The 25,951-nt window shown below is 69.3% G+C and carries 31 protein-coding genes and 1 other RNA gene; 16 read left to right on the forward strand and 16 right to left on the reverse strand.

Annotation, left to right across the window (positions count from 1 at the left end; translation table 11 throughout):
• Nucleotide 1: 1 nt before the first annotated feature.
• Entirely contained in the window at nt 2–3,313 is a 3,312-nt protein-coding gene (locus tag ACOZ4N_RS16720) for a VirB4 family type IV secretion system protein (protein WP_424017493.1), read from the forward strand.
• Here ACOZ4N_RS16720 and ACOZ4N_RS16725 read toward each other — a convergent pair.
• Both ACOZ4N_RS16725 and ACOZ4N_RS16730 read right to left on the reverse strand, forming a co-directional pair.
• Nucleotides 3,305–3,829, reverse strand: a complete 525-nt coding sequence (locus ACOZ4N_RS16725) for an N-acetyltransferase family protein (protein WP_424017494.1) — start codon at nt 3,827–3,829, stop codon at nt 3,305–3,307. The genes ACOZ4N_RS16720 and ACOZ4N_RS16725 overlap by 9 nt on opposite strands.
• The gene (locus ACOZ4N_RS16730; RefSeq protein WP_424017495.1) at nt 3,826–4,194 is read right to left on the reverse strand and encodes a universal stress protein; all 369 of its coding nucleotides are present in this window, start codon (nt 4,192–4,194) and stop codon (nt 3,826–3,828) included. Before ACOZ4N_RS16730 ends, ACOZ4N_RS16725 begins: the two co-directional genes overlap by 4 nt.
• A 132-nt stretch (nt 4,195–4,326) precedes the next feature.
• Here ACOZ4N_RS16730 and ACOZ4N_RS16735 point away from each other — a divergent pair, with 132 nt between their 5' ends.
• The 3 genes from ACOZ4N_RS16735 (at nt 4,327) to ACOZ4N_RS16745 (ending at nt 6,268) form a co-directional block, all read left to right on the forward strand.
• Complete coding sequence (locus ACOZ4N_RS16735) at nt 4,327–5,121, forward strand: DUF5806 family protein (protein WP_424017496.1); 795 nt, start codon at nt 4,327–4,329, stop codon at nt 5,119–5,121.
• A 319-nt stretch (nt 5,122–5,440) separates the two neighbouring features.
• Nucleotides 5,441–5,830, forward strand: a complete 390-nt coding sequence (locus ACOZ4N_RS16740) for a hypothetical protein (protein ID WP_424017497.1) — start codon at nt 5,441–5,443, stop codon at nt 5,828–5,830.
• 48 nt (nt 5,831–5,878) lie between these two features.
• Nucleotides 5,879–6,268, forward strand: coding sequence for a hypothetical protein (locus ACOZ4N_RS16745; RefSeq protein ID WP_424017498.1), 390 nt, complete (start codon nt 5,879–5,881; stop codon nt 6,266–6,268).
• A gap of 1 nt (nt 6,269) precedes the next feature.
• On the opposite strand, the gene ACOZ4N_RS16750 is transcribed toward ACOZ4N_RS16745, so the two are convergent.
• The 3 genes from ACOZ4N_RS16750 to ACOZ4N_RS16760 all read right to left on the reverse strand — a co-directional run bounded on the left by ACOZ4N_RS16750 (nt 6,270) and on the right by ACOZ4N_RS16760 (nt 9,452).
• Nucleotides 6,270–7,106 (reverse strand): AAC(3) family N-acetyltransferase, encoded by an 837-nt coding sequence (locus tag ACOZ4N_RS16750; RefSeq protein WP_424017499.1) that lies wholly within the window; start codon nt 7,104–7,106, stop codon nt 6,270–6,272.
• Nucleotides 7,107–7,245: 139 nt separating this feature from the next.
• Nucleotides 7,246–8,679 carry a dihydroorotase gene (locus tag ACOZ4N_RS16755; protein WP_424017500.1) on the reverse strand — a complete coding sequence of 478 codons (1,434 nt, stop codon included), beginning with the start codon at nt 8,677–8,679 and terminating at the stop codon, nt 7,246–7,248.
• A 62-nt stretch (nt 8,680–8,741) separates the two neighbouring features.
• Complete coding sequence (locus ACOZ4N_RS16760; protein WP_424017501.1) at nt 8,742–9,452, reverse strand: lipoyl protein ligase domain-containing protein; 711 nt, start codon at nt 9,450–9,452, stop codon at nt 8,742–8,744.
• 83 nt (nt 9,453–9,535) lie between these two features.
• Here ACOZ4N_RS16760 and ACOZ4N_RS16765 point away from each other — a divergent pair, with 83 nt between their 5' ends.
• Both ACOZ4N_RS16765 and ACOZ4N_RS16770 read left to right on the forward strand, forming a co-directional pair.
• Nucleotides 9,536–10,393, forward strand: a complete 858-nt coding sequence (locus ACOZ4N_RS16765) for a hypothetical protein (RefSeq protein WP_424017502.1) — start codon at nt 9,536–9,538, stop codon at nt 10,391–10,393.
• Nucleotides 10,394–10,474: 81 nt separating this feature from the next.
• Complete coding sequence (locus ACOZ4N_RS16770; protein WP_424017503.1) at nt 10,475–10,918, forward strand: PaaI family thioesterase; 444 nt, start codon at nt 10,475–10,477, stop codon at nt 10,916–10,918.
• Here the strand turns inward: ACOZ4N_RS16770 and ACOZ4N_RS16775 are convergent.
• On the reverse strand, nt 10,915–11,487 hold the full coding sequence (locus ACOZ4N_RS16775; RefSeq protein WP_424017504.1) for a cysteine hydrolase family protein: 573 nt from the start codon (nt 11,485–11,487) through the stop codon (nt 10,915–10,917). The two genes, ACOZ4N_RS16770 and ACOZ4N_RS16775, sit on opposite strands and share 4 nt — an antisense overlap.
• Nucleotides 11,488–11,566: 79 nt before the next feature.
• Between ACOZ4N_RS16775 and ACOZ4N_RS16780 the strand changes: the two genes are divergently transcribed.
• Genes ACOZ4N_RS16780 through ACOZ4N_RS16790 form a run of 3 tightly spaced genes read left to right on the forward strand, consistent with a single transcriptional unit; the run spans nt 11,567 to nt 15,586 of the window.
• Nucleotides 11,567–13,090, forward strand: coding sequence for an Hvo_1808 family surface protein (locus ACOZ4N_RS16780; protein WP_424017505.1), 1,524 nt, complete (start codon nt 11,567–11,569; stop codon nt 13,088–13,090).
• Complete coding sequence (locus ACOZ4N_RS16785; protein WP_424017506.1) at nt 13,087–14,406, forward strand: Hvo_1808 family surface protein; 1,320 nt, start codon at nt 13,087–13,089, stop codon at nt 14,404–14,406. The genes ACOZ4N_RS16780 and ACOZ4N_RS16785 overlap by 4 nt, the downstream gene beginning before the upstream one ends.
• Before the next feature lie 31 nt (nt 14,407–14,437).
• Nucleotides 14,438–15,586 carry a nicotinate phosphoribosyltransferase gene (locus tag ACOZ4N_RS16790; RefSeq protein WP_424017507.1) on the forward strand — a complete coding sequence of 383 codons (1,149 nt, stop codon included), beginning with the start codon at nt 14,438–14,440 and terminating at the stop codon, nt 15,584–15,586.
• Here the strand turns inward: ACOZ4N_RS16790 and ACOZ4N_RS16795 are convergent.
• A complete protein-coding gene (locus tag ACOZ4N_RS16795) occupies nt 15,580–15,999 on the reverse strand; it encodes a CBS domain-containing protein (RefSeq protein WP_424017508.1) in 420 nt (139 codons plus the stop codon). The genes ACOZ4N_RS16790 and ACOZ4N_RS16795 overlap by 7 nt on opposite strands.
• Nucleotides 16,000–16,076: 77 nt before the next feature.
• Nucleotides 16,077–16,433 carry a winged helix-turn-helix transcriptional regulator gene (locus ACOZ4N_RS16800; RefSeq protein ID WP_424017509.1) on the reverse strand — a complete coding sequence of 119 codons (357 nt, stop codon included), beginning with the start codon at nt 16,431–16,433 and terminating at the stop codon, nt 16,077–16,079.
• Nucleotides 16,434–16,538: 105 nt separating this feature from the next.
• Here ACOZ4N_RS16800 and ACOZ4N_RS16805 point away from each other — a divergent pair, with 105 nt between their 5' ends.
• The 3 genes from ACOZ4N_RS16805 to ACOZ4N_RS16815 are packed head-to-tail and all read left to right on the forward strand — an operon-like array spanning nt 16,539 to nt 18,085.
• On the forward strand, nt 16,539–16,772 hold the full coding sequence (locus ACOZ4N_RS16805; RefSeq protein WP_424017510.1) for a SelT/SelW/SelH family protein: 234 nt from the start codon (nt 16,539–16,541) through the stop codon (nt 16,770–16,772).
• On the forward strand, nt 16,769–17,164 hold the full coding sequence (locus ACOZ4N_RS16810) for a DoxX family membrane protein (RefSeq protein ID WP_424017511.1): 396 nt from the start codon (nt 16,769–16,771) through the stop codon (nt 17,162–17,164). The genes ACOZ4N_RS16805 and ACOZ4N_RS16810 overlap by 4 nt, the downstream gene beginning before the upstream one ends.
• Complete coding sequence (locus ACOZ4N_RS16815) at nt 17,165–18,085, forward strand: bile acid:sodium symporter family protein (RefSeq protein WP_424017512.1); 921 nt, start codon at nt 17,165–17,167, stop codon at nt 18,083–18,085.
• On the opposite strand, the gene ACOZ4N_RS16820 is transcribed toward ACOZ4N_RS16815, so the two are convergent.
• The gene (locus tag ACOZ4N_RS16820; RefSeq protein ID WP_424017513.1) at nt 18,067–18,672 is read right to left on the reverse strand and encodes a TIGR00296 family protein; all 606 of its coding nucleotides are present in this window, start codon (nt 18,670–18,672) and stop codon (nt 18,067–18,069) included. The two genes, ACOZ4N_RS16815 and ACOZ4N_RS16820, sit on opposite strands and share 19 nt — an antisense overlap.
• A gap of 123 nt (nt 18,673–18,795) precedes the next feature.
• Between ACOZ4N_RS16820 and rnpB the strand changes: the two genes are divergently transcribed.
• Together rnpB and ACOZ4N_RS16830 are read left to right on the forward strand one after the other, a co-directional pair.
• Nucleotides 18,796–19,203: RNase P RNA component (gene rnpB / locus ACOZ4N_RS16825), an RNA gene on the forward strand.
• A 79-nt stretch (nt 19,204–19,282) separates the two neighbouring features.
• Entirely contained in the window at nt 19,283–20,269 is a 987-nt protein-coding gene (locus tag ACOZ4N_RS16830) for a matrixin (protein ID WP_424017514.1), read from the forward strand.
• Here the strand turns inward: ACOZ4N_RS16830 and ACOZ4N_RS16835 are convergent.
• The 5 genes from ACOZ4N_RS16835 to ACOZ4N_RS16855 all read right to left on the reverse strand — a co-directional run bounded on the left by ACOZ4N_RS16835 (nt 20,266) and on the right by ACOZ4N_RS16855 (nt 23,743).
• Nucleotides 20,266–20,700 (reverse strand): dCTP deaminase, encoded by a 435-nt coding sequence (locus ACOZ4N_RS16835; protein ID WP_424017515.1) that lies wholly within the window; start codon nt 20,698–20,700, stop codon nt 20,266–20,268. The genes ACOZ4N_RS16830 and ACOZ4N_RS16835 overlap by 4 nt on opposite strands.
• 42 nt (nt 20,701–20,742) lie before the next feature.
• Nucleotides 20,743–21,309 carry a sensor histidine kinase gene (locus ACOZ4N_RS16840; RefSeq protein WP_424017516.1) on the reverse strand — a complete coding sequence of 189 codons (567 nt, stop codon included), beginning with the start codon at nt 21,307–21,309 and terminating at the stop codon, nt 20,743–20,745.
• 87 nt (nt 21,310–21,396) lie between these two features.
• Complete coding sequence (locus tag ACOZ4N_RS16845; protein WP_424017517.1) at nt 21,397–22,506, reverse strand: aminopeptidase; 1,110 nt, start codon at nt 22,504–22,506, stop codon at nt 21,397–21,399.
• 45 nt (nt 22,507–22,551) lie between these two features.
• Nucleotides 22,552–23,070: a GNAT family N-acetyltransferase gene (locus tag ACOZ4N_RS16850; protein ID WP_424017518.1), complete on the reverse strand. Its 519-nt coding sequence runs from the start codon at nt 23,068–23,070 to the stop codon at nt 22,552–22,554.
• A gap of 64 nt (nt 23,071–23,134) precedes the next feature.
• The gene (locus ACOZ4N_RS16855; RefSeq protein WP_424017519.1) at nt 23,135–23,743 is read right to left on the reverse strand and encodes a class I SAM-dependent methyltransferase; all 609 of its coding nucleotides are present in this window, start codon (nt 23,741–23,743) and stop codon (nt 23,135–23,137) included.
• Between the two features lie 88 nt (nt 23,744–23,831).
• On the opposite strand from ACOZ4N_RS16855, the gene ACOZ4N_RS16860 reads away from it, so the two are divergent.
• Both ACOZ4N_RS16860 and ACOZ4N_RS16865 read left to right on the forward strand, forming a co-directional pair.
• Nucleotides 23,832–24,071, forward strand: a complete 240-nt coding sequence (locus ACOZ4N_RS16860; RefSeq protein WP_424017520.1) for a DUF7576 family protein — start codon at nt 23,832–23,834, stop codon at nt 24,069–24,071.
• A gap of 155 nt (nt 24,072–24,226) precedes the next feature.
• Nucleotides 24,227–24,868 carry a TetR/AcrR family transcriptional regulator gene (locus ACOZ4N_RS16865; RefSeq protein ID WP_424017521.1) on the forward strand — a complete coding sequence of 214 codons (642 nt, stop codon included), beginning with the start codon at nt 24,227–24,229 and terminating at the stop codon, nt 24,866–24,868.
• 1 nt (nt 24,869) lies between these two features.
• On the opposite strand, the gene ACOZ4N_RS16870 is transcribed toward ACOZ4N_RS16865, so the two are convergent.
• Together ACOZ4N_RS16870 and ACOZ4N_RS16875 are read right to left on the reverse strand one after the other, a co-directional pair.
• A complete protein-coding gene (locus ACOZ4N_RS16870) occupies nt 24,870–25,463 on the reverse strand; it encodes a DUF4188 domain-containing protein (protein WP_424017522.1) in 594 nt (197 codons plus the stop codon).
• Nucleotides 25,463–25,813, reverse strand: coding sequence for an SHOCT domain-containing protein (locus ACOZ4N_RS16875; RefSeq protein ID WP_424017523.1), 351 nt, complete (start codon nt 25,811–25,813; stop codon nt 25,463–25,465). Before ACOZ4N_RS16875 ends, ACOZ4N_RS16870 begins: the two co-directional genes overlap by 1 nt.
• Between the last annotated feature and the right edge of the window lie 138 nt (nt 25,814–25,951).

Raw genomic sequence — 25,951 nt, forward strand, 5'->3', positions numbered from 1 at the left:
GATGTCGAACGATCTTCCACGACCGAACGACGAGAGACGCGAACAGCGGAGCACGCGGGACCCGAGTCAGTTGATCCCGCCCTATATCGATACCTCCATCGAGATCATCGGTCCGCTGACGACCTCGGACCTGTTGCTGTACCTGCCAGCCGCCGGTCTCGCGCTCGTCGCGCTCATGGCGCTGATGTCCGACGCGTGGGGCCTCTTTTTCCCCGCCCTGATCGCCGCTGGCCTCCTCACCTTCGTCGCGACGGCGGCCAAGATCACGACCGACTGGTACTCCTCGCCGCGCGGACGCGTGGAGGCGTGGTTCCGGTCGCTCTGGCGCTCGCGGACCCTTCCCTGGGACCACGACGAGGTCGTCGGTCGGTCGATCCCCGGCGTTCGCGGGTTCCAGCCCGAGGGGACCGCCAAGATGGACGACGGCCGCTACGTCGGGGTCGTCCGGGTCGATCCGACCAACGCCGCGCTCGGGTCGGACCGCGAACTCGACGGGCTCGCGGCACAGCTGTCCAGCGTCGTCGACGAGCAGATCAAGGACTTCGACTTCAAGCTGTTCGCGACGACCGGCGAGTACGACGCCGAGGAGATCGTCGGGCAGTACGAACAGCGCGCGGGCAGCGCCAACACGCTCGACGAGGACTTCCAGACCGCGATGTACAAGCGGGAACTGCTGGAGGACGTGGCCGACTGGTACCGCGAGACCGACCGGCCCCAGTGGGCCGCCAACGACTGGCGCTACTACGTCGTCGTCGAGGTCACGCCCGGGGACGTGCAGTCCCCGGGCGACGTGAGCGTCTGGGACATGCTCAACCCGCTTTCGAGCGTCGATCCCGATGCGGCCGACAAGCGCCATTACGCCACCCTGCTGGACCGACTCTCGACGGTCGAGGGAGCCATCGACGGCATCACGGGCCTGAACGCCGCCCGGATCGGGGTTCGAGAACACATCGAACTCCTCAGCGAGTACTGGACCGGGCAGGACGCCGTGCCCAGCGAGAACCTGATCCGGGCCATCGAGGAGGAGGAACTCTCCGAGGCCCAGCAGGCCCGCATGGACGAACTGTTCGCGCCCGACGAACTCGACGTGCACGGCGACTACGTCGAGGTGGGCGACGAGTTCTGTCGGACCTTCTGGATCGCCGAGTGGCCCGTCGAGCCCCAGTCACTGTTCCTCCGTGACCTGTTCACGCTCAGGGGTGTCGACGTGGACGTGTGCTTCCACGTCGGGGCCAGCGACAAGCGGATGAAGGTCGCGGAACTCGAACAGGTCATCGCCGACATCGAGTCCGAGGGCCACGAGCGCCGCGAGAGTTCCGACGTGTCGGCGGCGGACATCGACCGCGACGTGGACGCCTACGTCAAGTACCGCGAACTCCTGCGGACGACACGGACCCAGCCCTGGGACTTCGCGGGCTACGTCACCGTCAGAGCCGACACCGAGGCCGCGCTCAGGCGCGCCGAGTCGGCCATCGAGGAGTTCGACGACGTCGAGTTCGCCAAGCGCTCGGTGCTTTCCGACGACGCCGAGATGATCCGCGACACGCTCGAATCCTCGCCCGCGGACTGTTTCACGGTCGTCCCGACCAGCCGCCAGCTGGAGGCGTTCCAGTCCGGTGCGCCGACCGGCCGTGACGCCTTCACCGAGGCCTCGAAGATCGACAAGACGACCTCGGTGCCGGGCGGGGCCATCGGCGCGACATTCCCCTTCTGTGGCACCGACGTGCGCGAACCGACCGGGATGGATTGGGGGCGCAACAAACAGAACGGCGCGATGCTGAAGGCCGACCCCTTCGAGCGCGAGAGCGCCCCCCACATCCTGACAATCGGGAAGTCCCGGAGCGGGAAGACCTACGCCTCGACGAAGGCCGCGGCGCGCTGGTACCTCCAGAGTGAGGACCACACGCTGATCCTCTGTGACACCCAGAGCGGGTTCGACGGCATCACGAAACTGCTGGGCGGCGAGCACATCGTCGTCGACGGCACCCAGACGATCAACCCGCTGGACATCCAGCCGCTGCCCGATCACGTCCGGGAGTCCGCGGGCGGCCGCGTCGACCCCTACCGGATGAAGATCGAGGAGGCCACGCAGTTTTTCGCCGGCATCCTGCGCTCGCAGGGGATCGATCCCGGCAACTACGTCGCCACCATCGAGGAGGGGCTGGAGGGCACCTACAACCGCGCGGGCATCTACCAGGACGACCTGGACAGCCACGCCCGCGAGAGCCCGACCATCGAGGACTTCATCGACACGCTGGGTGACATGCTGGAGAACCCCGAGTCGTACACCCACACGGAACACGCCGCCGAGATCGAGCAGAAAGTCGAGCGGGTCAGCGACCTGCTGGACAAGCTCTCGGGGTTCAAGGAGGGCGGGAAGTACCACCACCTCGAAACCGGCGCGGGGATCATGAACCCCGACGTGGACATGGCCTATCTGGACCTCCAGCAACTCAGGGACGCCAGCGACGCCGAGAAGTCGATCATGCTCCAGCTCATGCTCGGGCAGGTCGCACAGAAGGCCAAACGAACGCGGGGCAAACTCGTCTTCATGATCGACGAGGCCCACGTCCTGTTCCACTCCGAGGAGATGACTCGCTGGCTCCAGAAGGCCGCACGGGAGTGGGCCCGGTACGACGCCGCGCTGTGGTTCATCAGCCAGTCGCCACGGGAGTTCATCCAGCAGTCCTCCGAGCGGGACGTGGGCCAGGAGAACGAACGGCGGACGATCATCGACCAGTGTTCGACGATCAACTTCTTCCGGACGCCGCGGGTCTCGCCCGAGACGCTCGCCGAGTTCGGGCTCAACCGCCAGCAGATCGACTGGATCCGCGAGGAGGCAACGCCCGGCAAGTCCGGGAAGGGCTACTCGGAGGCGCTGACGTACTTCGAGGACTACGAGGGCTGGTTCCCGACGTACGTGGAGGCCTCGCCGTTCGAGGATCTCGTCTACAACTACACGCCCCGCGAACACGGGAACTTCCACGAGTACGTCCAGCGCCACTGGGGGACCGTCGAGGAGGGGATCATCGTCGACGGCGAGATCACCGTCGATCCCAGCGTTCCCCTCACCGGTTCACAGACCGCCGAGGCGGAACCGATCACGGACGGGAAAGGACAGGACCCCGACGAGTCCACGCTGGAACCGCCCGAGCCGGAGGAAACCGAGGCCGAGACCGGCGATCCGATAGATCCCGGACTCGACGGGGAACGGGCGTCGACGACCGAGGCCGCGACCGATCCCAACGGGACGCCGCCGTGGCTCGACGAGTCCGAGGAGGAACCCGATCCGGACGACGTGGACCTATTCTAACCTGATGGCCATCTCCAGCTCGAAACTCTCGGTGCTGGTCATCTCGAAGCCGACCTTCTTGTAGACCGCGATGGCGGGGTCGTTCCAGCGTTCGACGGTGAGCCAGACGCGTTCGACGCCCTCGTCCTGTGCGTACCCGAGCAGGTGTTCGAGCAGTTCGGTGCCGATGCCCGCGCCCTGATAGGGTCGGACGACGAAGATCGCCAGTTCGTAACTCCCGTCCTCGTCGCGGACGAGCGTCGCGTGGCCGACCGGCTCGTCGTCGTGCAGCGCCACGACGTTCAGGCAGTCGTCGGAGAGCAACACGTCGAGCCAGTCGCGGATCGGCCCCTCACGGACCGGCGGAATCCCCTGGGCGCGGTCCTCGGCCTCGAAGTCGAGGTACATCTCGACGAGCGCTTCGGTGTCGTCGTCGCTGCCGGTGCGGTACCGGATCTCGCGGCCCTCGCCGTCGGTGACGGTGTCGGGCGGGCTCGGGAACTCACCGGCGGGTTCGTCGGGATACTCCCGGGTCATCTGACGAGGGTCACCGTCGTTTCGGCGTTCAACAGGACGAACTCGAGTGTCTCGTCGAAGTTGATCTTCCCGAGCGGGCTCCGTTCGCCCCCCGCGACGACCAGGCGGTCGAACTGTTCCTGCTCGGCGAGTTCGACCAGCCGACTGCCGGGATGGCCCGAGAGCTGTCTGATTTCGGGGTCCATTCCGGTCTCGGCCAGCCGCTCGCGGACTTCGGTCTCGATCTCGTCGGGTGTGAGGGCGATGTCGTCGCGGTCGACGATGGCGACGGTCACCGCGTCGCCGGCCTCCTCGGCCCGCGTGACCGTGTCGGCGAGCGCCTCGAACGATCCGTCGCTGCCGCCGATGCCCAGCAACACTTTCATACCCGTGTCCTCGCACCGACGGGTCAAAAACCCTCAACCCGGTTGTGCGGTTCGGACGGCCGAAATCGTGTGTGTCTGACGCACGACCGACGCCGCCGATACGCTTTTTCGCCCGGGGTACGCACACCTGATATGCCCGATTCTCCCGAGTCCGACGCCGACGACCGGCCCCACGACGACCGCGACGCCCGGGAGTCCCCGCCCGACGACCAGCCCACAGACGCGGCCGCCGACGGGACTGCGCCGGACGACGCCGACCAGTCGTCCGACCCGTCCGTGCCCGACGAGGGCGAGTCCGCGGGTACCTCCCCGCAACCGTCCGTGCCTGATGACGGTGCCGAATCGTCCGATTCGGCAGCCCATCAGGCTGTGCCTGACGACGTGCAGAAGTACGACCGCTTCAAGAAGATCGAGGGCGGCACCTACGACCGCGCCAACGAGTTCCTGCGGGACCGGACCTACATCACCGCCCGCGAGTGGGCCATCGCCCGGCTCTGTGCGGACTTCCGGACCGAGACCGGCGTCGAGATGACCAAGATCGGCGAGAACCTGCCCGAGCTGGTCCCCTTCATGACCGACACCTACACCCCCCAGGCGGTCAACCAGGCCCGCGCCGCCTTCGAGGAGAAGGTCCGCAAGGCCGGCGCGACCTTCCTCTACGGCGCGATGTGTGACTTCTTCACCGCCGAGGAACTCGACGACGTGATGTACGAGGCCACCGAGGTGGCGAAGTTCCTGCTCGAAGTCGAGGGCGTCGAACTCTCCGTCGAGGAGGAACTCGAAGCCGAGGACCGCATCTCCGAGGTCATGCGGGACGTGCGGGAACACTCCGCCGCCCTCCGACACGACGAGTGCCCCCACTGCGGCGGCGAACTGGACGGCGGTGAGGGTGACAGCGGCGGCTCGACAGCCGAGGCCGACGACTAACCACCTTTTCACTTCGCGGGGTACGCTCCGCGCACCCCGCTCGCAAAAACGTCTCCAGAGATCGGAAATCTCTGACGGGCTCGCGAGAGCGCCGCTCTCGCGAACGTGGGCGAAAAACTGCTCGTCGCGGAGCCGAGGCTTCGCGACGAGGGGACCCCGCGCCTCCGGTGCGCGGATGCTGAACCCGCGACCACCAGACGACCGTTCGACTGTGCTCCTCTCTGACTGAGGGAAGTGGACAGCACAGTCCGACATCGGTGGCTGTCCGTTTCACTTCTGGACCGAAAGCACTGTGTATCTCTGCTTCGAACCGGGTTCCGTGAACGAACGTCTCAAGATCGTTCTGCTGGACTACATCAGCGGCGCGGCGGCGCTGGTCCTCGCGGTGCCGCTTCTGCTGGCCTTCCAGCCGTGGGTGCTTCCCGTCGTCGCGGCTACCCTCGTCGGGACGGGGTGGATCATGTACCAGTCCGACCGCGACGGGTTCGGGAGTCAGGGGCAGGAACTCACCGCGTACGCCGCCCTGCTCGGCGTCGTCGTCCTGCTCGGGATCGTGCTGATCGGTCTGAATTTGGCTTCTCTCGGTGCGGTGGCACGGGCGGCGCTGCTGGGCGGCGGCGTCGCGCTGGTGGGGTACCGCTTCGTCTACGGCATCGTCCGACCGATTCCGGAGTCGCGGCTGGCGCGGGCGCGTGAGGGTGCCTGGTGAACCACCTCGTCCGTGAGTATTTAGTAAAATCTCGGCGTACAGTGGGGTATGAGGGCCGAACGCAAGGTCCTGCTGGGGGACGGACTGGGTGCGGTGCCGTTGCTACTGCTGGGCGCGTCGCTGTACGGCCCCGGGATCGCGCTCCAGCACGTCCTGGGTGGCCTGAGTACGGCCGTCGGGATGGGGGGACTCCTGTATCTCTCGGACAGGGGCGTCTTCGCGGGAACGGTGAGCAGGACGGTCGCGCTCGTGGCCCTGGCGCTCCTGCCGCTCGCGTTCGCCGGCGCGCTCGCGCTCACGCGCCCGGCGCTCGGTCCGTCGCTGTCGCTCCCCGTCGCCGGGATGGGGGTCGGCGTCCTCTGTAACCGTCTCGTCTACGGGTTCGTGTTGCCGGTTCCCGAGTATCGACTCGACGACGGGCGCGAGCGAGCGGTCTGAGCTACCGGACCATGTAGTACGGGTCCTCGGCGATCCGGGGTTCGAGTGCGTCCCGCAGGTCCCGGGCCGACACGGAGATGACGCGCAGGCCGTTGAGGTCGTGGTGGTCGAGGACGCCGTCCTCGATCAGGTCCCGCTGGATACCCAGGCGGTCCCAGAAGTAGAGGTAGTTGTTCTTGCTGTAGTTGCGCTGGGTCACGTCCTCCTCCGTGCCGTCGGGGTACCGGACTGTGCCCTCGACTTCGACGGTCTCGCTGTAAGGGACGTCGGTGACGCGCTCGATGTAGTGCAGTTGCGTGCTGACGAGCCAGCGGGTCCCGATGTCGAGGATGCGCACGTCGTCGCGTTCGAGCTGGCCGTAACAGCCGTCGGGGGCGAAGGTGTCCCTGACGGTACAGCCCTCGAAGCGGTAGTCCCCGCGCACCTGGATCGAGTGCAGGGGGTCGGCGGTCCGGTAGTCGGCCTCCTCGAAGAACAGGGCGGCGAACGCGCCCAGTTCGGGTTCGGTGTCCGTGCGGTGGAACCGGCCGGTCCGGCGGAACGACTGGGTGAACGCGGGGGTGAGCACGGCGTCGAACCGGGCGTCGAGGTGGTCGCGGACGAACTCGTAGGGATCGCCGTCGAACGCCGCGTTCACGTCGCTGAGGCCGACGTGGACGAACACCGCCTCCTCGTCGTAGCCGTCCAGAATCTCGGCGAAGACGGCCTCGTCGACGGGGCCGGTCGGCGTATCGCGCTGTCGGACGGCGTAGTGTTTCGCGCTACTCCAGAGCGCTCCTGCGAGCGTCGTGGGTGGCGGCACGTGCGTCGACGGCGTCACCGGGAGCGCACCGCTCACAGAGCCGTCGAAACGGAGTTTCGACCGTAGCTCCGGGAGGTGGCGCACCATCACGCGGCACTGCCCGCTCGAACCGGTTAGTTATAGACTGCCCCAACCGGGGGCCCGTCAGTAAGCGGTGGTTAGCCGGCGACCCCGGTCAGCCCTGGGTGGGACCGCCGCCGTCGCCGCCGGTCCCGCCGGCACTGCTGTCGGGCCCGCCGTCGGTGTCGGTCGCCGCCGTGTCCGATTCGGCCGACCGCTCGATGGCGCGGACGTTGACCCCCACCGCGTCGCCGAACCGCTCGTCGGCCGTCTCGCCCTGCTCTGCGGCCTCGATGGCCGACTCCGGTCCGAACCGCTCGTAGACGACCTCGCCGCGGACCAGCGTGAGTTCGGGGAACACCCCTCGCTTCCCCTCGAACGGCGTCCACTCGCACTTGGAGTGGAGGTCCTCGCCGCGGATCTCGCGGCTGTCCTCGGGGTCGACGAGGACCAGATCGGCGTCCATGCCTTCCGCGATCCGGCCTTTCGTCGGGAGGTCGAACACCTCGGCGACGTTCGCGGCCGTGAGGTCCCGGACGCGCTCGTAGGAGATCTCGTCGTTGCGCGCGGCCTCCAGCAGGAGCGGGAGGGCGGTCTCGACGCCGGGGACGCCGGAGGGGGCGTCCCAGATGCTGGCGTCTTTCTCCTCGCGGGTGTGGGGCGCGTGGTCGGTGGCGACGATGTCGACGGTGCCGTCGACGACGCGCTCCCAGACCTTGCTCCGGAGGCGTTCCCGCCGAAGCGGCGGATTCATCCGGCCGAACGTGTCCAGGTCGCTCAGGTCACGCCGTGAGAGGAACATGTGGTGGGGCGTGACCTCGCAGGTCATGCCGTGGTCTTTGGCCACGTCGATGCCCTCCGGCGTGGAGGTGTGGGCGACGTGGAGGTGGGCGTCGAAGCGGTCGCCGACCTCGGCGGCGGCCCGGACGGCGGCGGCCTCGGCGCGGGCGGTGCGGTATGCGCTCCAGGCGTCGGCGTCGTCGCGTTCCTTCGCGCCGGGCTCGAACTCCGTGGCGTCCTCGGCGTGGACGGTGACGACGGCGTCCTGCCGGGCGGCGGTCTTGACCGCGCTGGCGAACAGTTCCACGTCGATGCCCATCTCGCCCGTCGAGTCCGCGAGGAAGACCTCGCCCAGCGCGAACATCGGTCGCTGGAGCAGGGCGCTTGGCACCCACTGCTCGGTGACGCCGCCGTTGATGCCGAAGTCGACGAGCGAGCCCTCGCTCGCGCGCGATTCCTTCTCGTCGAAGGCGGCTCCGTCGATGGTCGGCGGGTCGGTGTTGGGCTGGTCGACGACGCAGGTCACCCCGCCCGCCGCGGCGGAGCGGCTCCCGGTCTCCCAGGTCTCCTTGTGCGAGAAGCCGGGTTCCCGGAAGTGGACGTGGGCGTCGATCATCCCCGGCAGGAGTCGCTTGCCGCTGGCGTCGACGAACCGTTCGTCGGCCGAATCGGGCATCGGCAGGTCCTCGCCGACGGCTGCGATGGTCTCCCCCTCGATTAGCACGTCGCGCTCCCGACCGTCCGGGAGCGTCGCGTTCCGAATGAGCATACCCACCCTGGGAGCGGGTGGGTCCTAAAACTCGCGGACGGCTCACCTGGGGTCGGTCCCCCTCACTCCCCGACCCACTCCACGGTCGGCAGGTCGTCGACCCACTCGACGCTGCCGAGGTGGTCGCCCACCAGCGCGTCCTCGATGCGCATGATGATCGCGACGGGATCGACCTCGCCGCCGGCCCGCTCGATGCTCCCGACGGTGTCGGGGTCGAAGGGCACGTCCAGCGCGTCGTACACCGGATCGAGGACCGCCCCGATCTCGTCGTGGCCGTCGACGACGACGATGCCGGCGATCAGCGCCGCGTCGCCGGTGACCCGCTGGGCGATGCCACAGACCTTGCCGCCGGCGGCCTGCAGTGAGTAACTCCCCGGACAGAAGGCGTCCTCGGGCTCGCCGCGCTCGGCGTCGACGCCGATCTCGCGGAGGGCGTCGCGCACGTCGACGCGGACGGCCGCGTAGCGCTCGTCGATTCCCTGGCGCTCGTCCTCGACGGGTTCGATCCGCGCGAAGGCGATGGTGTCACCGGTGTAGGCGACCGGCCGGCCGCCGACCCGGCGCTCGGTGGTGGGGAACTCCCGCTCGCGGGCGGCGGCGACGGCGGCCTCGTAGCCCTCGCTGTTGGTGTCCCGGGGGCCGAACGCGACCTGTCGGTGGGGTCGCCAGACCCGGACGGCGGGCTCGTCGGCGGTGCCCGCGTGTTCGATCAGGAACTGGGTGACTGCCCGGTCGGCCTCGGCGTCCTCGCCCCGTCCCCGGACAACTCGCATGTCTCAGAGAGGGGGACCACCGAATAAGGACCTGACGGCTCGTTCCCGACGGGTTGAAATCCGATCTGGCCCATCGTTCGTCAATGGCCGTCACGCTCGACGCCGCTCTGCTGGATCGGTACCCCCGCTTCTCCCTGTACAACTCCCCCTACGCCGCCCACGACGCGGGCGCGGCCGTCGACCTCTACCCCGAGGTGGCGATCGGCGGCGACGACGACCGGGACCCGGCGGACGGCGGCCCGGCCCCCTCGCCGGTCGCCGGCGAGGTGCTGGACACCCGGACGGTCGACGCCCCACCGAAGCCCTACGCCGTCGAGCACGACCACCTGATCCTCGTGGACACGGGCGAGTACGTCGCCCGCGTCCTCCACGTCGATCCCGCCGTCTCGGCCGGCGACCGGGTCGCGGTCGGTGATTCGCTCGGTCGACTGATCCGCTCTGGCTTCTTCGCCCCCTGGGTCGACGATCACGTCCACCTGGGGTTTCGCTCGCCCGACGCCAACCACTACCGGGCGTCGGGGTCGCTCTCGCTCGACCTGGGCGTCGACGTGGTTCCGGTCGGCTGGGACGGGACCGGGACCGTCGTCGAGACCGGCGAGACGTATGCCGTGCTGGACGCGCCGACACACCCGAGTCCGGGAAGCTTCGCGGGCCTGGCCGCGACCGTCGACGGGACCGAGTGCGTGCTGGACGGCGGCCTCCCCCACTACGAGGGCGGTGGCGTCCTCGGCGGGTCGGCGGGATCGGTCACGTTCCTCGGCCAGCGGGTCGGCACGAGCGACGGGCGGACGGTCGCGTGGGACGAGGTGACCGTGCGGGCGAACGACCGACGGATCACGGGACTCTCGCTGTTCTGTGGGCGCGACTCACTGGGCGTGAAACTCGTCTGCCCGGATCAGGAGTTCGCGGTCGGGGACGACGTGTCGGTCTCGCTCGCGTGACTCCGACAGCGCCGTGAGGTGAGTTCACAGGTCGAAAGAACCGGTGAGTAAAAGATGGGCGGGTGTACACGTATTGCACACATGGCCAACGACCTTCCGGAAGGCGCACCGGTGATGCTCCGGATGTCAGTCGAACGGGAGAACGGGTATCTCTCCTGGCTGGGCGTGCAGATGGGCGACATCGAGTACGGCGAGGCGAATCTGACGATTCCGTTCGACGAGCGGTTCACCGACAAGGAGGCCGATCCACCGAAGATCCACGACGGCATCGTGACGACGCTGGTCGAGCAGACCACGGAACTGGCGATCCGTACGACGATGCCCGATCCCGTCAACGACCGGGTCGACCTCCTGAGTACGACGGTCAACTTCCTCGACGACGCGGCCCACGATCTGGAAGCCACCGCCAGCGTCGTCGACAGCGGCGAGGGTTCCGCGGTCGCCGAAGCGTCGGTCGAGAGCCGCGACCCGCAGGGCACGCCGATCACGGTCGCCTCGGGTCAGGGCGTCTTCCGGATCGACTAGTCGAAGGCCACCGACGAAAGCGTCGTGACCTCGCCGAACAGCCAGTCGGCGTGGTCCAGCGCGTACTCGTGGTGTGCTTCCTCGATGTATCCGATGGCATCTTCGACCAGCACCGGCCGGTAGTCCCGGAGTCCGGCACTGCCCGCGGTGTGCAGGACACAGACGTTGGCCAGCGTCCCGCAAAAGAGCAGGTCGTCGATCCCGCGCGCCGAGAGCCAGCCGTCGAGTTCCGTCTCGTGGAAGGCGTCGTAGGTGTGTTTCTCGACGACGTGATCCTCGGGTCGAACCGCCAGTTCCTCGACGATCTCGGCCTCCCAGGAGCCTTCGAGGACGTGCTCGCCCCACTGCTCGAACTCGTCGTAGTAGTGGGCGTCCTCGAACTGCTCGGGCGGGTGTACGTCCCGGGTGTAGATCACCTGAACGCCGGCATCGCGGGCCCGCCCGATCAGGTCGCCGATGGGGTCGGCCACGGCCTCGCTCTCGGGCGCGTAGAGGCTCCCCTCGGGGTGACAGAAGCCGTTCTGCATGTCCACCACCACTACTGCCGTCGAGTCGGTGTCGAAGTCCATGTGCGGGCGTACGGCTGGCCCGGAAAAACGCCTTTCCCCGGTCGGTCCACTTTTGACTCGTCGGGCCAAGGGTCGGGGTATGCGTGCCGCTCACGGACTGATACTCGCCGCCCTCCTCGTCCTCGCCGGTTGTAGCGGGGTCCCGGGCAGTGGGACCGACGTGCCCGGAGCCACCACCGACACGCCGACCGACGGCGGGGCCGTCGAAGCGACCGCCGAAACCGACGACGAACCGGGCGACGCCGGAACGGGGACCGACAAGACCGACCCCGACGACCGGACGGCGCTCGACGACCCCGCGACCGACCGGATCGGCTGGGAAGCCGGCTACTGGGCCAACGAGTCGCTGTCGGTGACCAACGGCGACGGGCTGAACGAGAGCGAACTGGACGCCGTCGTCGCGCGGTCGATGGCCCGCGTCGAGGTCGTCCGGGACCGGGAGTTCCGCGAGTCGGTTCCCGTGGAGATCATCTCCCGGGCCGAGTTCAAATCGGAGAGCAAGCCGGAACTGACCGAATCGCTCCGGACCTTCGACAACGCGAAGTACGAGGCGCTCTTTTTCGTCGGCGAGGATCGCTCCTCGATCCAGGCCCAGCTCGACAACCAGGGCGAGAACGTGCTGGGCTACTTCGATCCCCGCAACGACACGATCAAGCTGGTCTCCGACAGCGGCCAGCCCCAACTCCGGAACGAGCGCACGCTCGGCCACGAACTCGTCCACGCGATGCAGGACCAGTACCACAACCTCTCGGCGATCACCGGCGAGACCCGGGACGAGAACAACGGCCAGTCGGCGCTGATCGAGGGCGAGGCCCGGACGGTCGGGCTGGCCTACGAGGGCCGCTGTGGCGACGGCTGGGACTGTCTCTCCGCGACCAGTAGCCCGCCGTCGGACATCCACTTCGGGATCTACCTGCTGAACTTCTTCCCGTACAGCGACGGGCCCGGGCTGATCAGCCACCTCCGCGAGCAGGGCGGCTGGGACGCCGTCGACGCCGCGTTCGGGGACTCACCGGAGAGTGCCGAACAGGCGATCTACCCCGACAAGTACACGCCGCCGCGGGACTCGCCCGAGACGGTCGCGCTGTCCGACACCGCGACCGACGGCTGGACGCGGGTCCGGCCGGCGTCGCCCGTGGCCGGGACCGAACGCGCCGACTACGGCCGGCTGGGCCAGTCCGCGCTGAGCGCGATGTTCGCGTACACGCTGTACGACTCGTCGGGACCGGCGCTGGTCACCCCGGACCAGGTCGTCAACCGGAACGACCGCTCGGACCCGCTGAACTACGACCTCCCGATGACCGACGGGTGGGCGGGCGACCGGCTCCACGTCTACGAGAACGCCGACGCCGGCCGGAACCAGACGGCCTACGTCTGGCGGCTGACCTGGAACTCGACCACCGACGCCCGGGAGTTCGCCGACGGCTACCGACGGCTCCTCCAGTACTGGGGTGCCAGCCCCGCCGACGGCCGCGAGTTCGTCTGGACCATCCCCGAGGACGACAGCTTCGGTGACGCCTTCCGGGTGACTCGCGAGAACGAAACGGTAACCGTCGTGAACGCGCCGACGGTCGACGCCCTCGACGCTGTCCACCAGCCGTGAGACGGAACGTCGCGGCTGCGCTGACCCTGCTGGCACTCGTCGCGCTGGCGGGCTGTAACGCGCCCATCGACGGCGAGGGCCGGCCGGACCCGGTCTTCGACCGGATCGGCTGGGAGAACGGGCACTGGTACGACGACCCGATCCGCGTCTCGGCCGACGACGGGCTGAACGAGCGCGAACGCGAGGTCGTCGTCGCCCGGGCGATGGCCCGCATCGAACACCTGCGGGGCAAGGAGTTTCGCCGATCGGTGCCCGTCGAGGTGATCTCCCGACAGGAGTACAGCGAGCGCTACGGCGGTGGCGGCGGCCGTGACCGCTTCGACGACCAGCTCTACGAGGCACTCCTGCTGGTCGGGGAGAACAGTTCGACCGCCGACGACCGTGGGCAGGCACTCGACGCCTCCGTCCAGGGCTTCTACTCGACGCGGGGCGGCGAGATCGTCCTCGTCAGCGACTCGGCCACGCCGACCGTCGACCGCTCGACGCTGGTCCACGAACTCGTCCACGCGCTCCAGCACCAGCAACTCTCGCTCGGTGTCGCGACCGAGACCCAGGACGCCCGCCGGGCGCAGTTGAGCGTGATCGAGGGCGAGGCCAACAACCTCCAGACGATGTACGCCGACCGCTGTGGCGAGACGTGGGACTGTATCGACCGTCCGACCCGCCAGGGGAGCGGCGGCGGTGGGAACGGCGACCTCAACCTCGGGCTGTTCCTGACGATCTACGCCCCCTACGCGACCGGGCCGGAGTTCGTCGAGGCGATCCGCGACCGGGGCGGCTGGGCGGCCGTCGACGCCCTCTACGAGCAGTTCCCGAGGAGTACGGAGCAGGTGATCCACCCCGAGGCCTATCCCGACGAGCGTCCGGAAGCAGTGACCGTCGCCGACCGCTCGACCGACGAGTGGAACCGGTACGACCGCGACCCGCCGGGTGACCGGGCGGGCGAGGCGGCGATCTACGCGATGCTGTGGGCCAACGGGGCCGTCGACGTGCAGGGCCGCGCGGTCTACGACTACGAGAGCCGCTACTCGGCGGGCTGGGCGGGCGACCGGATCGTCCCCTACCGCAACGGCGACCGCGGCGGCTACGTCTGGGCGAGTCGGTGGGACACCACCGCCGACGCCCGTGAGTTCGTCCGGGCCTACCGGGCGATCCTCGGCTCGCGGGCGAGCCAGCGGCCGGCACGGAACGTGTACGTCCTGCCCGAGTCCGACGAGTTCGGCGACGCCTTCCGCGTGACCAGGGACGGGCGGCGCGTCCGGATCGTCAACGGGCCGACCGTCGGGGCGCTCGACCGCATCGGCGGCGACGAGTAGGTTTTTCGTCCGGGCGACGGTATCGCCGGCAATGCGTTCCTTCGACATCGTCTCGCCCGAGGCCATCGCCGAGGGCCGCGCGACCGACGCCTACTTCGACCGGACGGTCGAGGCACTGGACCACGCCGGACACAATCCCCACGTCGTCGCCGAGGTCACCGCCGACCAGTTCCCGACCGGCGAGTTCGAGGCGCTGGCTGGCGTCAAAGACGCCGCTCACCTGCTGGAAGGCCTGCCCGTCGACGCCTACGCGCTCCGGGAGGGCCACCTGTTCGACGGCGGGCCGGTCTGCCGGATCGAGGGCCCCTATCGCGACTTCGCGGTCTACGAGACCGCGCTGCTGGGATTCCTCTCTCACGCCTCGGCGGCCGCGACGAGCGCCCTGCGCGCGAAGCGGGCCGCGCCCGACTCGCAGGTCCTCAGTTTCGGGACTCGCCACGTCCACCCCGCCATCGCGGCGATGATCGAGCGCAGTGCCCTGATCGGCGGGATGGACGGCATCTCCAACGTGGCCGGGGGCGACGTGATCGACCGCGAGGCCGGCGGCACGATGCCCCACGCCCTGATGATCTCGTTCGGCAAGGGCAACCAGGAGGACGCCTGGCGGGCCTTCGACGAGGCGGTCGCGCCCGAGGTCCCCCGCATCGCGCTCTGTGACACCTACAGCGACGAGACCGACGAAGCGGTCCGGGCCGCCGAGACCATCCCGGACCTCGACGGCGTGCGGATCGACACCACCGGCTCCCGGCGGGGGAACTTCCGGCACATCCTCCGGGAGGTCCGGTGGGAACTGGACGCCCGCGGCCACGAGGACGTGGCCGTGTTCGCCAGCGGCGGGATCACGCCAGAGACGATCCGCGAACTCCGGGACGTGGCCGACGGCTTCGGCGTCGGCAGTTACGTCAGCAACGCCGATCCCGTCGACTTCGCGCTGGACATCGTCGAGGTCGCGGGCGAACCCGCGGCCAAGCGGGGCAAGCTCTCCGGGACGAAGCAGGTCTACCGGACCGACGACGGCGGGCACCACATCGGCCTGGCCGACCGCGAGGGGCCCGACGACGGGGAACCGTTGCTGGAGCCGTTGCTCGATGACGGCGAGATCGTCCGGGAGTTCGACATCGATGCCGCGGCGGACCGGGCGCTCGAAGACGCCGAGCGGGTGGGGCTCGGCGCTCAGTAAGTGGGCGATTCGGCCTCGACGACGCGACTGAGGTTCCCGAGTTCGGCGACGAGCAGGACCACCAGATCGTCCATCGTGACGATGCCGACCAGTTTGCCGTCGTCGACGACCGGGAGCCGCCGCACGGCGTGTTCGGCCATCGCGTTCGTCGCGGTCAGGATGCCCGCGTCGGCCTCGACCGTCACCGGCGTCTCGGTCATGATGTCGGCTGCCGTCACCTCGTCGGGGGCATGGCCCGCCGCCAGTACTTCCACCGCCAGGTCGCGGTCGGTGACGATGCCGACCGGCTCCATGTCCGTCTCGACGACGATACTCCCGACGCCGACTTCCTCCATGCGCAGGGCCAGGGCTTCCGCCGTCGCGTCCGGGCCCGCCGTCTCGATCCCCGTGGTCGCAACGTCTCGGACTGTCATAGTCGATCCCTCCATCTAGAACGTGGGTGGCCAGCGGGCTAACCCTGATGAGCGTTCCCAGCGCGTGGGAACCACCGTCACCCGGGCGCGTGTTCGCTCCGGCCCCACGCCGCCATCGCGTCGATGACCGGTTCCAGCGACTCGCCCCGCGGTGTCAGTGCGTACTCGACGCGAAGCGGTCGCTCGCTGACGATGCGGCGGTCGACGACGCCGCTGTCTTCGAGGTCCTCGAGACTGTCCGAGAGAACGGTGTTGGAGACCTCGGCGATCGACTCGGCGAGCGTCGCGAACCCCATCGGCCCGTCGTCGAGCAGGCGGGCGACGACGACGGGGTGCCACTTCCGGCCGACGACATCGGCCGTACAGGTGATCGCACACCAGTCGTCGTCGGCACACCAGCCCGCGAGACAGTCCTCGCTCGGCGCGTCGCTCATACGCGAGGATTCGTCGCGCTCGGGAAGACGCTTCGGTAACCGCTCGTAACCGGGTTAGCGCGACCTTGTCCTAGGGTTTTGCCCCGACCCGCCCTCGGTCCGCACATGACGCGAGTCGAGATCGAGTACTGCGTGCCCTGTGGCCTGCGCGACCGCGCCGTCACCCTCCAGAACGACCTGCTCGACCTGTTCGGCCAGCAGTTGACGCTCGTCTCGCTTCGCCCCGGCGACGGCGGCGTCTTTCGGGTCCGCGTCGACGGCGAGACGGTGTTCGACAAGGAAACCGACGCGTACGACAGCGAAGCCATCGCCGCCGCCGTCCGCGAGCGGGTGTCGTGACTCCGACCGTGTTCCGGGATGCTATCCCAGCGTGGGCGGTCAAGCTCACCCGCGGGGTCGTCGCGGCGCTCGTCGCCGTCCCCGGCGCCGGCAAGTTCCTGACCTACGAGCGGTCGGTCGCCGTCTTCACCGCGCTCGGACTCCCCGAACCGGGGATTCTCGTCGTCGCCGTCGGCGTCGTCGAACTCGCGGCGGCCGCGGCGCTCGTCGCGAACCGGTGGCTCCTGCCGGCCGTAACCGCGCTCGTGCCGATCATGCTCGTCGCCGCCGGGACGGCGGGGCCGACGCCTCAGAACGTGGCCGTCCTCCTGGGGTGTGCCGTCGTCGCCGCCGACGAACTGACGCGGCTGAACCGACAGGGTCGTGACGCCGGTCCCCGGACTGGCTGTTGAATGACGGCGCTGGCCCGGGCCGCGGCGCTGGTCGAGGAGTACCTGCTGGTCTGGGTCCTGCTCTCGGTCGCCGTCGGCCTCCTGGTGCCGAGCGTCGCCGTGCTGACACCGCTCTCGACGCCGATACTGGCGGTGATGATCGGGAGTATCTCGCTGACGCTCTCGCCGACTGCCTTCCGGTCGGTCCGTCGCCGGGCGCTCGGCGTGATCCTCCTCGTCCAGACCGGGATGCCCGTGCTGGCCTACGGGATCGCCCGTCTGTTGGCGCTCTCGCCGACGCTGACGCTGGGGTTCGTCGTCCTGGGTGCCGTGACGCCGGAACTGGTCGCGCCGGTGATGACGGAACTCGGCGGCGGCGACACGGCCCTGTCGACGACCGTTCTCGTCCTCGTGGGACTGGGCTCGCTCGTCCTCGTCCCCGGTGCGGTCGCAGTCCTCCTCGGTGACGCCGGGACGACGTTCGAGACCGGACGAATCGTCGAGAGCCTCCTGCTGGCGGTCGTCGGACCGATGTCGGTCGCGGTCGCGCTCCGGTCGCGATACCCCGCGCGCGTCGGTCGCTACGACGGACACTACACCGCGGTGTCGGCGCTGATGGTGATCGCGATCATCGGGATCGTCACGGCGGCGAACGCGGCCGTCCTCCGTCGGGGCGGACCGCTCGTGGTCGCCGTCGGTGCGGGCGCGCTCCTGCTGAACCTCCTCGGCTACGCCGGAGGCTGGGTCGCCACGATATCGTTCGGGCGGGCGGAGCGGATCGCCGGGCTGTTCTCGGTCGGGATGCGGGACTTCGCGGTGGCAGCGGGGTTGCTCGTGAGCGCGGGCGTTCCAGCAGCGGCGCTCCCGGCGGTCGTCTTCGGTATCGTCGAGATGGCAACGAGTGCGACGCTCGTCCGGTGGCTTCAGAACGTCAGTTCCTGAATCGAGCCTTCGGGTTCGCGCTCGCGGAAGACCCGGCCCTCGAAGAGGGTGACCATCGTGTCGTCGTCCTCCCAGGCACCGGGGGCGAAGCCGGAGGTCCGGCAGGCCCGGTCGAGGTACTCGGCGGCGCTCCAGCCGTTCTCCATGGGGACCGTGGGGTAGAGCCAGCCGCTCTCCGCACCGCGCTCGACGGCGACGCCGTGGCGGCCGAGTTCGATGTCCGCGAGCGGGTCGTCGGTCAGGACGACGTTGCCGACGATACAGACCGAGACCGAGATCGAGGAGAGTTCGGCGGTGTCGACGCCCGACCCACAGGAGTCCTCGCTGGCGGCGTCGATGGCCGCGTCGACCAGGGCCTCCCCGAGGTGGTCGTTCCAGTCGTAACTGCCGGCACAGCCGCGCAGCCGGCCCCGGCCGTGGGTGTTCTCCAGTCGGACGAACGCCCCGGTCCGCAGGTAGAAGGCGTCGCGCATGCTCCCGAGTTGTTCCCGTGTGCCGTTCTCCACGAACGACTCGACGGCGTTCCGGGCCAGTTCCACGGCTCGGACGCCGTCCGTCTGCGTGAGATTGCCCGCTGCCTCTGACATTGTCTTTGTTATGCGCACCGGCTCCTTGAAGATTCCTAAATCATCGTCCCTCCGGAATTCCTGGTCTGACCGGGTTCCGAATCGACCGAACGCCTTAATCCCGGGCGTCGTTTACCTTTCGGTGGCAGAGGGAGTCCGGCCACCGTGCCCCGGACCGCAGTCGCGCAAGGGGCATGAGGAAAGTCCCCCCACCGTCCGGGCAGGTGACCGGGCGCAAGCCCGGAGCGGGAGACCGCTGGCTCTGGAACAGAAACGAGATGCTCACTGTCGCTTCGCGACCGTGGCATCCCGAAATCCCGTCGGGGATTTCGAGGACCCCTCCGCGCGAGCGATGCGGCCTGCGAATCCCGATCGTAAGGGAGGGAGAGTTAACCGGCCAAGTGTCGACCGCGGAGAACGGATGGAACGGCGAACCCTCACCGGTGCAAGCCCGCGTCGTCAGGTAGCCCGGACACCGCCGGATTCGGCGACCTGGCGCGGGCGCGTAGCCGAATGCCGGACCGAACAGAAGGGGGCTTACTCCCCTCAGCCACTCGACTCCGTGAGCGACCGCTATCGCGCGTCGTCTCGCCCACAATTGTCTTGACCGTCGACACCGACTACCCGGTAGATGAGGTCAGCCGTCGTCGTCGCCGTCCTCGCCGCCGTCGTCCTGGCCGGGTGTTCACTGCCCAGTGACACGCTCGGGGCGGGGACGGACCCGTGGTCCGAGACCGAGTTCGTCGTCGCCGTGGACGCGGGACCCCGGGATTCCGCCGACAACTACACGGCCGACACCCGCGCGGCCATCGCGTTCTGGGAGGACAACGCCCAGCAGTACCTCGGCCATCCCGTCGAGTTCACCCTGCGAGCCGACGCGGAGGACCCGGACGTGGTGGTCCGCGTCGTCGCGGAAGTGACCGACTGCGGCACCGAGGAACACGCCGCCGGCTGTGCGCCGCTGGCCGACGACCTCCGGGAACAGCCGAAACCCGTCACGGTGCGGGTCAGGCGCGGATTCGACCGCGAGTCGACCCGGCAGGTCCTCAAACACGAGTTCGGCCACATCCTCGGGCAGGGCCACGACGACCGGCCGGCCGACGTGATGATGGCCAAAAGTACGCTCGCGACCGAACCCCGGCCGGACGCGACCGAGCGGCCCGTCCCCTGGAGTGACCCCGAGCTGTCGGTCTACGTGGACGCCGGCAACGTCTCGGCCGAGGACCGCGCGCAGGTCCGCGAACAGGTGGGCCACGCGCTGGACTACTACGCCGACGGCGCGGCCGGCACGGTCCCGGCCAACGTCTCCTTCCGCCGGGTCGACGACCGCGCGGCCGCGGACGTGGTGATCGCCTTCCCCGACGAACTCCCCTGTGAAGGGATCGACCGGTCGCGGGGCTCCTGTCGCCAGCTCACCGGGATCGACCCGGACGGCGACGGCACGAGCGAACGGTACACCCGCGCCGAGATCTACCTGACGGGACTGGCACCCGACGCGGTCGGCTGGCACGTCGGCCGCTGGCTCGGCGACGCCTTCGGTGCCGCCGACGAGTCCGACCTCGCGCCGCCGTTCCGCGACGCCTCCTACGAGGACCGACGCAGTACCTGGTGGCGCTAGTCGAGGCCGACGACCGTCGACACGCGCGCGTTCTCCTTCAGCCGGAGTCCGGCACCGCCGACCGACAGCGGCACGCGGTCCAGTTCCGCGACTCTGAGCGTCGGGTGGAAGGCCCCGCGGGCCAGCAGTTCCGCACGCGTCTGGACGACGAGTCGGCGGTCCGCCGGCGCGTCCGCGGCCACGGACTCGTTGTATTCGAGCAGGTACTGGCCGGCGTCGAGGTGCCACCACTCGTAGTCGTCGTCGTCGTTGCGCTTCTCGCTGGGGTGGGGCTCGGCCTCGGCGGGGTCGAGTTCGCCGCCGCCGAAGTCGACGCGGCCGGGGTCGGTCACCTCGTAGATCTCGGCGACCGTCAGGTCGAGGCCGCCCTCCTCGGTCTGGGTCGGTTCGTGGACGATCCCATCGACGAACCGCGATGGATCGGCCTGCATACCCACGCATCGTCGTGCGCGACTGAAAAAGTCTGACCCGGCTCAGGCGCTCGCGTCCGCCCTCGCCACGGTCTCGTCGCCGTCGGTCTCCCAGGTGGAGTAGAAGTGGACGTTCGAGACGACGAACCGCGCACCTCCGTCCTCGCTCGCTTCGACCTCGACCGCCCAGTCGTAGGCGTGACAGAGCGTCCGGACCATACCGAGGCCGAGTCCCTGCCGGTCGGCGCGGGTGCTGTACCCCAGCTCGAAGACCTGCTCGCGCTCGTCTTCGGGGATGCCCGGCCCGTCGTCCTCGACCGCGAACCCGTCGCGAGTCCGCACGAGTCGGACGGTCACGTCTCGGCCGCCGTACGCGACCGAGTTCTCGAACAGGGCCTCGAACAGGCCCCGTAGCTTCTCCGGGTCGGCCGACACCGCGAGGTCCGTGTCCACCTCGACCGTCAACTGCGCGGACGGAGGTGCGGTCTCCTCCCACGCCGCGGTGGCCGTGTCCGCCAGCGACACCTGCGTCCGCTGGGACCGGCCCCACAGCCACAGCCCGTAAGCGCCGAGGAGGGCGACGATGCCGCTCCCCAGCAACGCCCCCTTCAGTACGGCTCCCGCGACCATCACACCGGAATTCGACAGGTGCGGTAAAAAGTCTCACATCCGAATTTTTCCATTCGATAGTCGAGTGGTGGAAGAAGGGGTCCGGGACTACGCCTCGAACCCGTCTTCCCACCGAAATACACCATCCGCCTGCACCACGTCGCCGTCGATCACCAGTTGCGACCCCTCGTCCATCCGGCGGATCAGGTCGACGTGGACCGCCGACTCGTTGCGTTCTTCGGCGTGACCCTCCGGGAAGTTCGAGGCGTACGCCCGGCCGAGCGCCATGTGGACCGTTCCGCCCATCTTCTCGTCGAACAGGATCGTGTCTGTGGGGCGGTCGATGCCGCGGTTCATCCCGATCCCGAGTTCGCCGAGGCGTTTCGCGCCGGCGTCGGTCTCCAGGGTCTCGGCGATGGCGGACTCGCCCTGGGCGGTCGAGAAGTCGACGACCTGGCCGTCCTCGAAGGTCAGTTCCACGTCCCGGACCCGGCGGTCCGAGATGGTCATGGGAACGTCGAAGGTGACGGTGCCTTCGACGGAATCGGCCACCGGCGCGGTGAAGACCTCGCCGCTTGGCAGATTGTGCGAGTCGTAGGCCACCGAGGCGGCGCTGTTGACCGCGATCCGGTTCTCGATGGACATGGTGAGGTCGGTCCCCTCGCCGACGATCCGGACCTCGCTCCCGTCGTCGAGCAGGTCCTTCAGCTGGCCCATCTCCGTGGCCAGCGATTCCCAGTCCCGGAGGGCGGCGTCGTAGACGAAGTCCCGGTACTCCTCGTAGGCCATGCCGGCCTGCTGGGCGAGCGAGCGGGTGGGGTGGATCGTCGACACCCAGTCTGTGTCGAGCCGGGCCTCCCGGATACCCTCCCGTGCGCGGGCCGCGGCCTGCCGGCGCTCGCTGGGCACGTCCGCCAGCGCCGTGGTGTTTCGCCCGCCGCCCAGCGAGAGGACGCTGTCGGCCTGTTCGTACATGTCGAGTTCGTAGGCGGGATCGTCGTCGAACTCGCCGTCGTGCGCGCGAAGGTACGCCCGGCGCACCTCGTCGGCACTGTACACGGTCAGCAGGTTCGCGCCGCGTTCGCCAAGTTTCTCGGCGACGGCGACCGCGAGGTCGTGGGCCCCCTCCGCGACCCGGAGGACCACGTCGTCGCCGGCCTCGATGCGTGCGCTCCAGTCCACCAGCGTCTCCGCGTGGTCGTAGACGCGCTGATCCATGCCGGCGAGAGGGGCGGGACCGTCAAAATGTCAGTGGTCCCCCGCTCACCGCTCGAACTCCGTGGCCAGCAGGCCGAACAGGAGCGTGTCCCGGTACGCGCCGCGGATGTAGTCGTGTTCGCGGAGTCGCCCCTCCCGCTGGAAGCCCAGCTCGTCGAGGACGGCCATCGAGGCGTCGTTGTGCTCGAACACGCGGGCGACGACTTTGTGGAGACCCCGATCGGCGAAGGCGTGGTCGAGACAGAGTTCGGTCGCCTCGGTCGCGTACCCCTCGCCCTGCTGGTCGGGGTCGATCCAGCAGCCGAGTTCGGCGTGGTCTCGGTGAGGCTCGATGTCGAACAGGAAGACGAACCCTACGGGTGTCCCGTCCCGGCAGGGGAGGAACTGGACGGCCGCGTCGTCGTCGAGGAACGCGGCGAGGTCGTCCTCGTCGACCGGTGTGGGCGTGGGTGCGCCGTCCCGGACCGCGGGGTCGTTGCCGTGTTCCAGCAGGAACTCGTGGTCGTCGGGCGCGACCGTCCGGAGGGTCAGCCGGTCGCCACGGAGGAACGTGTGGCCGGGCATACCGACCCGTCCGCCCCGTCGACTGAAAAAGGTGGGCGGGCCGACTGTTCCGCGCGACCCGCGCTCAGCCCGTCAGTTCCGCGAGGAAAAAGAGGGCGGCGCTCCCGAGCGGATCGTCGACGTGGCGCTCCCAGCGAACGTCGAACCCGGCCGCCCGGAGTTGCTCGCGGGTGCGGTCGCGGCCGGGCGTGCTGAAGAACATCCGTTCGTCGCTCCCGAGCCAGCCGCGTCGGACCGTCTCGTAGCGCGACCCGCCGACGGTCGTGAGGACGAGGCCACCGGGGCGGAGGACGCGTGCGAACTCGCGGTACACGTCGGGGTGGTCGGCCTGCGGGACGTGGAAGACGGCGTGGTAGGCGGTGATCGCGTCGACGCTCCCCGTCTCGAGGGGGAGCCGTGTCATGTCGCCCTGCACGAGGCGAGCCACGGGGACGTTTCGCGCGGCCAGCTCCAGCCCCGCCCGGGCGAAATCGAGGCCGACGCGCTCGGTTCCGTCGAGGTTCGCGAGCGTCCGCTGCCCGTCGCCACAGCCCACGTCCAGCACCCGCGCGTCCTCGGGGAGCAGTTCGACCAGTTCGTCGAGGAGCGCCACGTCGTTGCCGTCGGTCGGTCGCGTTCGCGCGTACGTCTCCGAGAGCGCCTCCCAGGACTCCCTGACCTGCCTGCGGTCCATGGCCGGCGTACGGGCCGGACGGCTATCGGTCTTCGGTCGGGCCCACCACGGCGTGGAGTTCATGTCGCTGTCGCCCCAACCACGGACGATGCGGCTGGTAACGCCCCACCACGTCGGCGGTCGCTACTACGTCGAGGCCGTCTCGGTCGGTCGGCACCCCGACAGCGAGACCGTGCGCGACTGTCCCAGCTGTGGCGGACACGTCTTCGACGACGAGTGGCACCTGATCGCGACCGTCCTCGACCGGGCCAGCGACGCCCGACAGCGCCACGTCTACTGTGGCGACGACTGCTTTCGCGGCTGGCTCCGGCTGTTCGCCGGCGGCTGAGACCGCGTTCGACGGGGCCCCGCTCGCGGTCCGGGTCTGACGGTGAGTCACCTCGTTCCACGTTCGGCGTGGTAAACTGTAGCGTGCCGGAGAACCCGGCCGGTCGCTGTGACGGTCCCGGTGGGTTGACATGGGCCGGTCACGGAGTCGGGGGCATGAGCGAGGAGTCCGGCGCCGACGGCGAGGACGTGCCCGAACCGGCCCGTGCGGAGGTCGTCCAGTCGGTGTTGCGCGCGCTGGCCGAACACGGCTACGCCGGGCTGACGACCAAACGCGTCGCGGCCCAGTCCGACAAGAGCGAGGCGTTCCTGTTCTATCACTACGACACCAAAGAGGACCTCGTGGTCGCGTTCCTGGAGTGGGCCGTCGAGCGACTCTCCCGCCGGCTCGCGGCCCTCGACGACGAGGACCCCGTGACCCGCCTGTACGCCGCCTGTGACCTGCTCCTTGGGGACACCGACGACGAACTGGACCGGGGAATCAACGTCGCGATGATGGAGTTGCTCTCCCACGCGCCCCACAACGAGCGGTTTCACGACCGACTGGTCGACTACGAGCGGGCCGTGCTGGACGACCTGGCGGGCGTCGTCCAGGAGGGCATCGACGCCGGCGTCTTCCGGCCGGTCGATCCCGAGGCGACGGCCGCGTACCTGCTGATGACCACCGACGGCACTGCCGGCGCAGTCATGGCCCTGGGAATGGACGACGTGGATGCCATGGTCCGGGCGCGGCTGTTCGACTACGTCGAGCGAACCGTCCTCGCCGAGGGCGTCGACCCGCCGGCCGACTGGCAGTAGCTCAGTCGCCGCCCGCGTCCCGTGGCTCGTGCCGCCCGAGGCGGTCGGTCGCGGTCTCGCGGTCGCCGGTCGCCGGGACGAGATCGGTCCCCTCGGCCGCACCGAGCCCGTGGGGCGGGACGTTGTTGTACACCGATTCGTGGTCGTCCTCGCCGACGACGTACGTCTCGTGCCAGATCCCGACCGCGCTGTCGTCGGCGGTTCCGTCCTGGTAGTAGTCGACCCACGCCGGTCGGTGGCGTCGCTCCGCGTCGTGGGCGTACTCGCGAAGGTCCTCGAAGGAGTCCCAGTACTGGACGAAGCCGATGTTCCGGAGGCCGGGGCCGACGACGGTTCGGCTCCCCAGCAGGCCGGAGTCGGGGTCGGACTGCAGTTCCCGGACCATCCGCGGTGCCGCCAGCGCGACGGGGAGCCAGCGGTGGACCTTCCAGAACCGGTTGATCCGCATGCCGATCTGGAAGACGACGAACTCGCCGTCGCGGTCGGCCTGCACTTTCTCCGTGACGACGTGATCCTCGTCCCGACCGCCGTCCGCGCGCCGTTCCGGGCCGACCAGCGCGGCCAGCCCGCGCCGAACCCGGTCGAGAACGCCCATCAGTCGTCCTCCGTCTCCAGCAACCGTTCGAGGCGGCGCTCGAACTCCACGTCGTCGATCTCGCCCTCGGCGTAGCGTCGCCGAAGCGCGGCCAGCGCGTCGTCGTCCACGTCGGTCGCGCCGTCGGTGGTGCCGGTGGTGTCGGCCCGTGACCTGGCTCGGCTCACCGCCAGCGGGAGGACGCCGCCGTACCCCACCGGGAACGCGATCCAGGCCCAGTCGATTCCCAGCGCCAGCCCGCCGAGTCCGACCGCCAGCACCGCGAGCGAGACGACCCCGGCCGTCCGCGCGACGGCCTCGCCCGCCGCTCCGTCGAGTTTTCCGCCGAACGCCGCTCGATGAGTGGTCATACGCGAACGTATGGTGTCATCCGCAATAAAGCTACTGAGTAAGCACTTACTTTGTGACCGTGGCGGTTCGGTGATGGACCAGAGGCCATGCTGACCGTCGTTGCGGTGCGGAACCACCAGCATCCGCGCTCGCAGAGC

Source organism: Halorientalis pallida (assembly GCF_049605515.1).
Lineage (GTDB): Archaea > Halobacteriota > Halobacteria > Halobacteriales > Haloarculaceae > Halorientalis > Halorientalis pallida_A.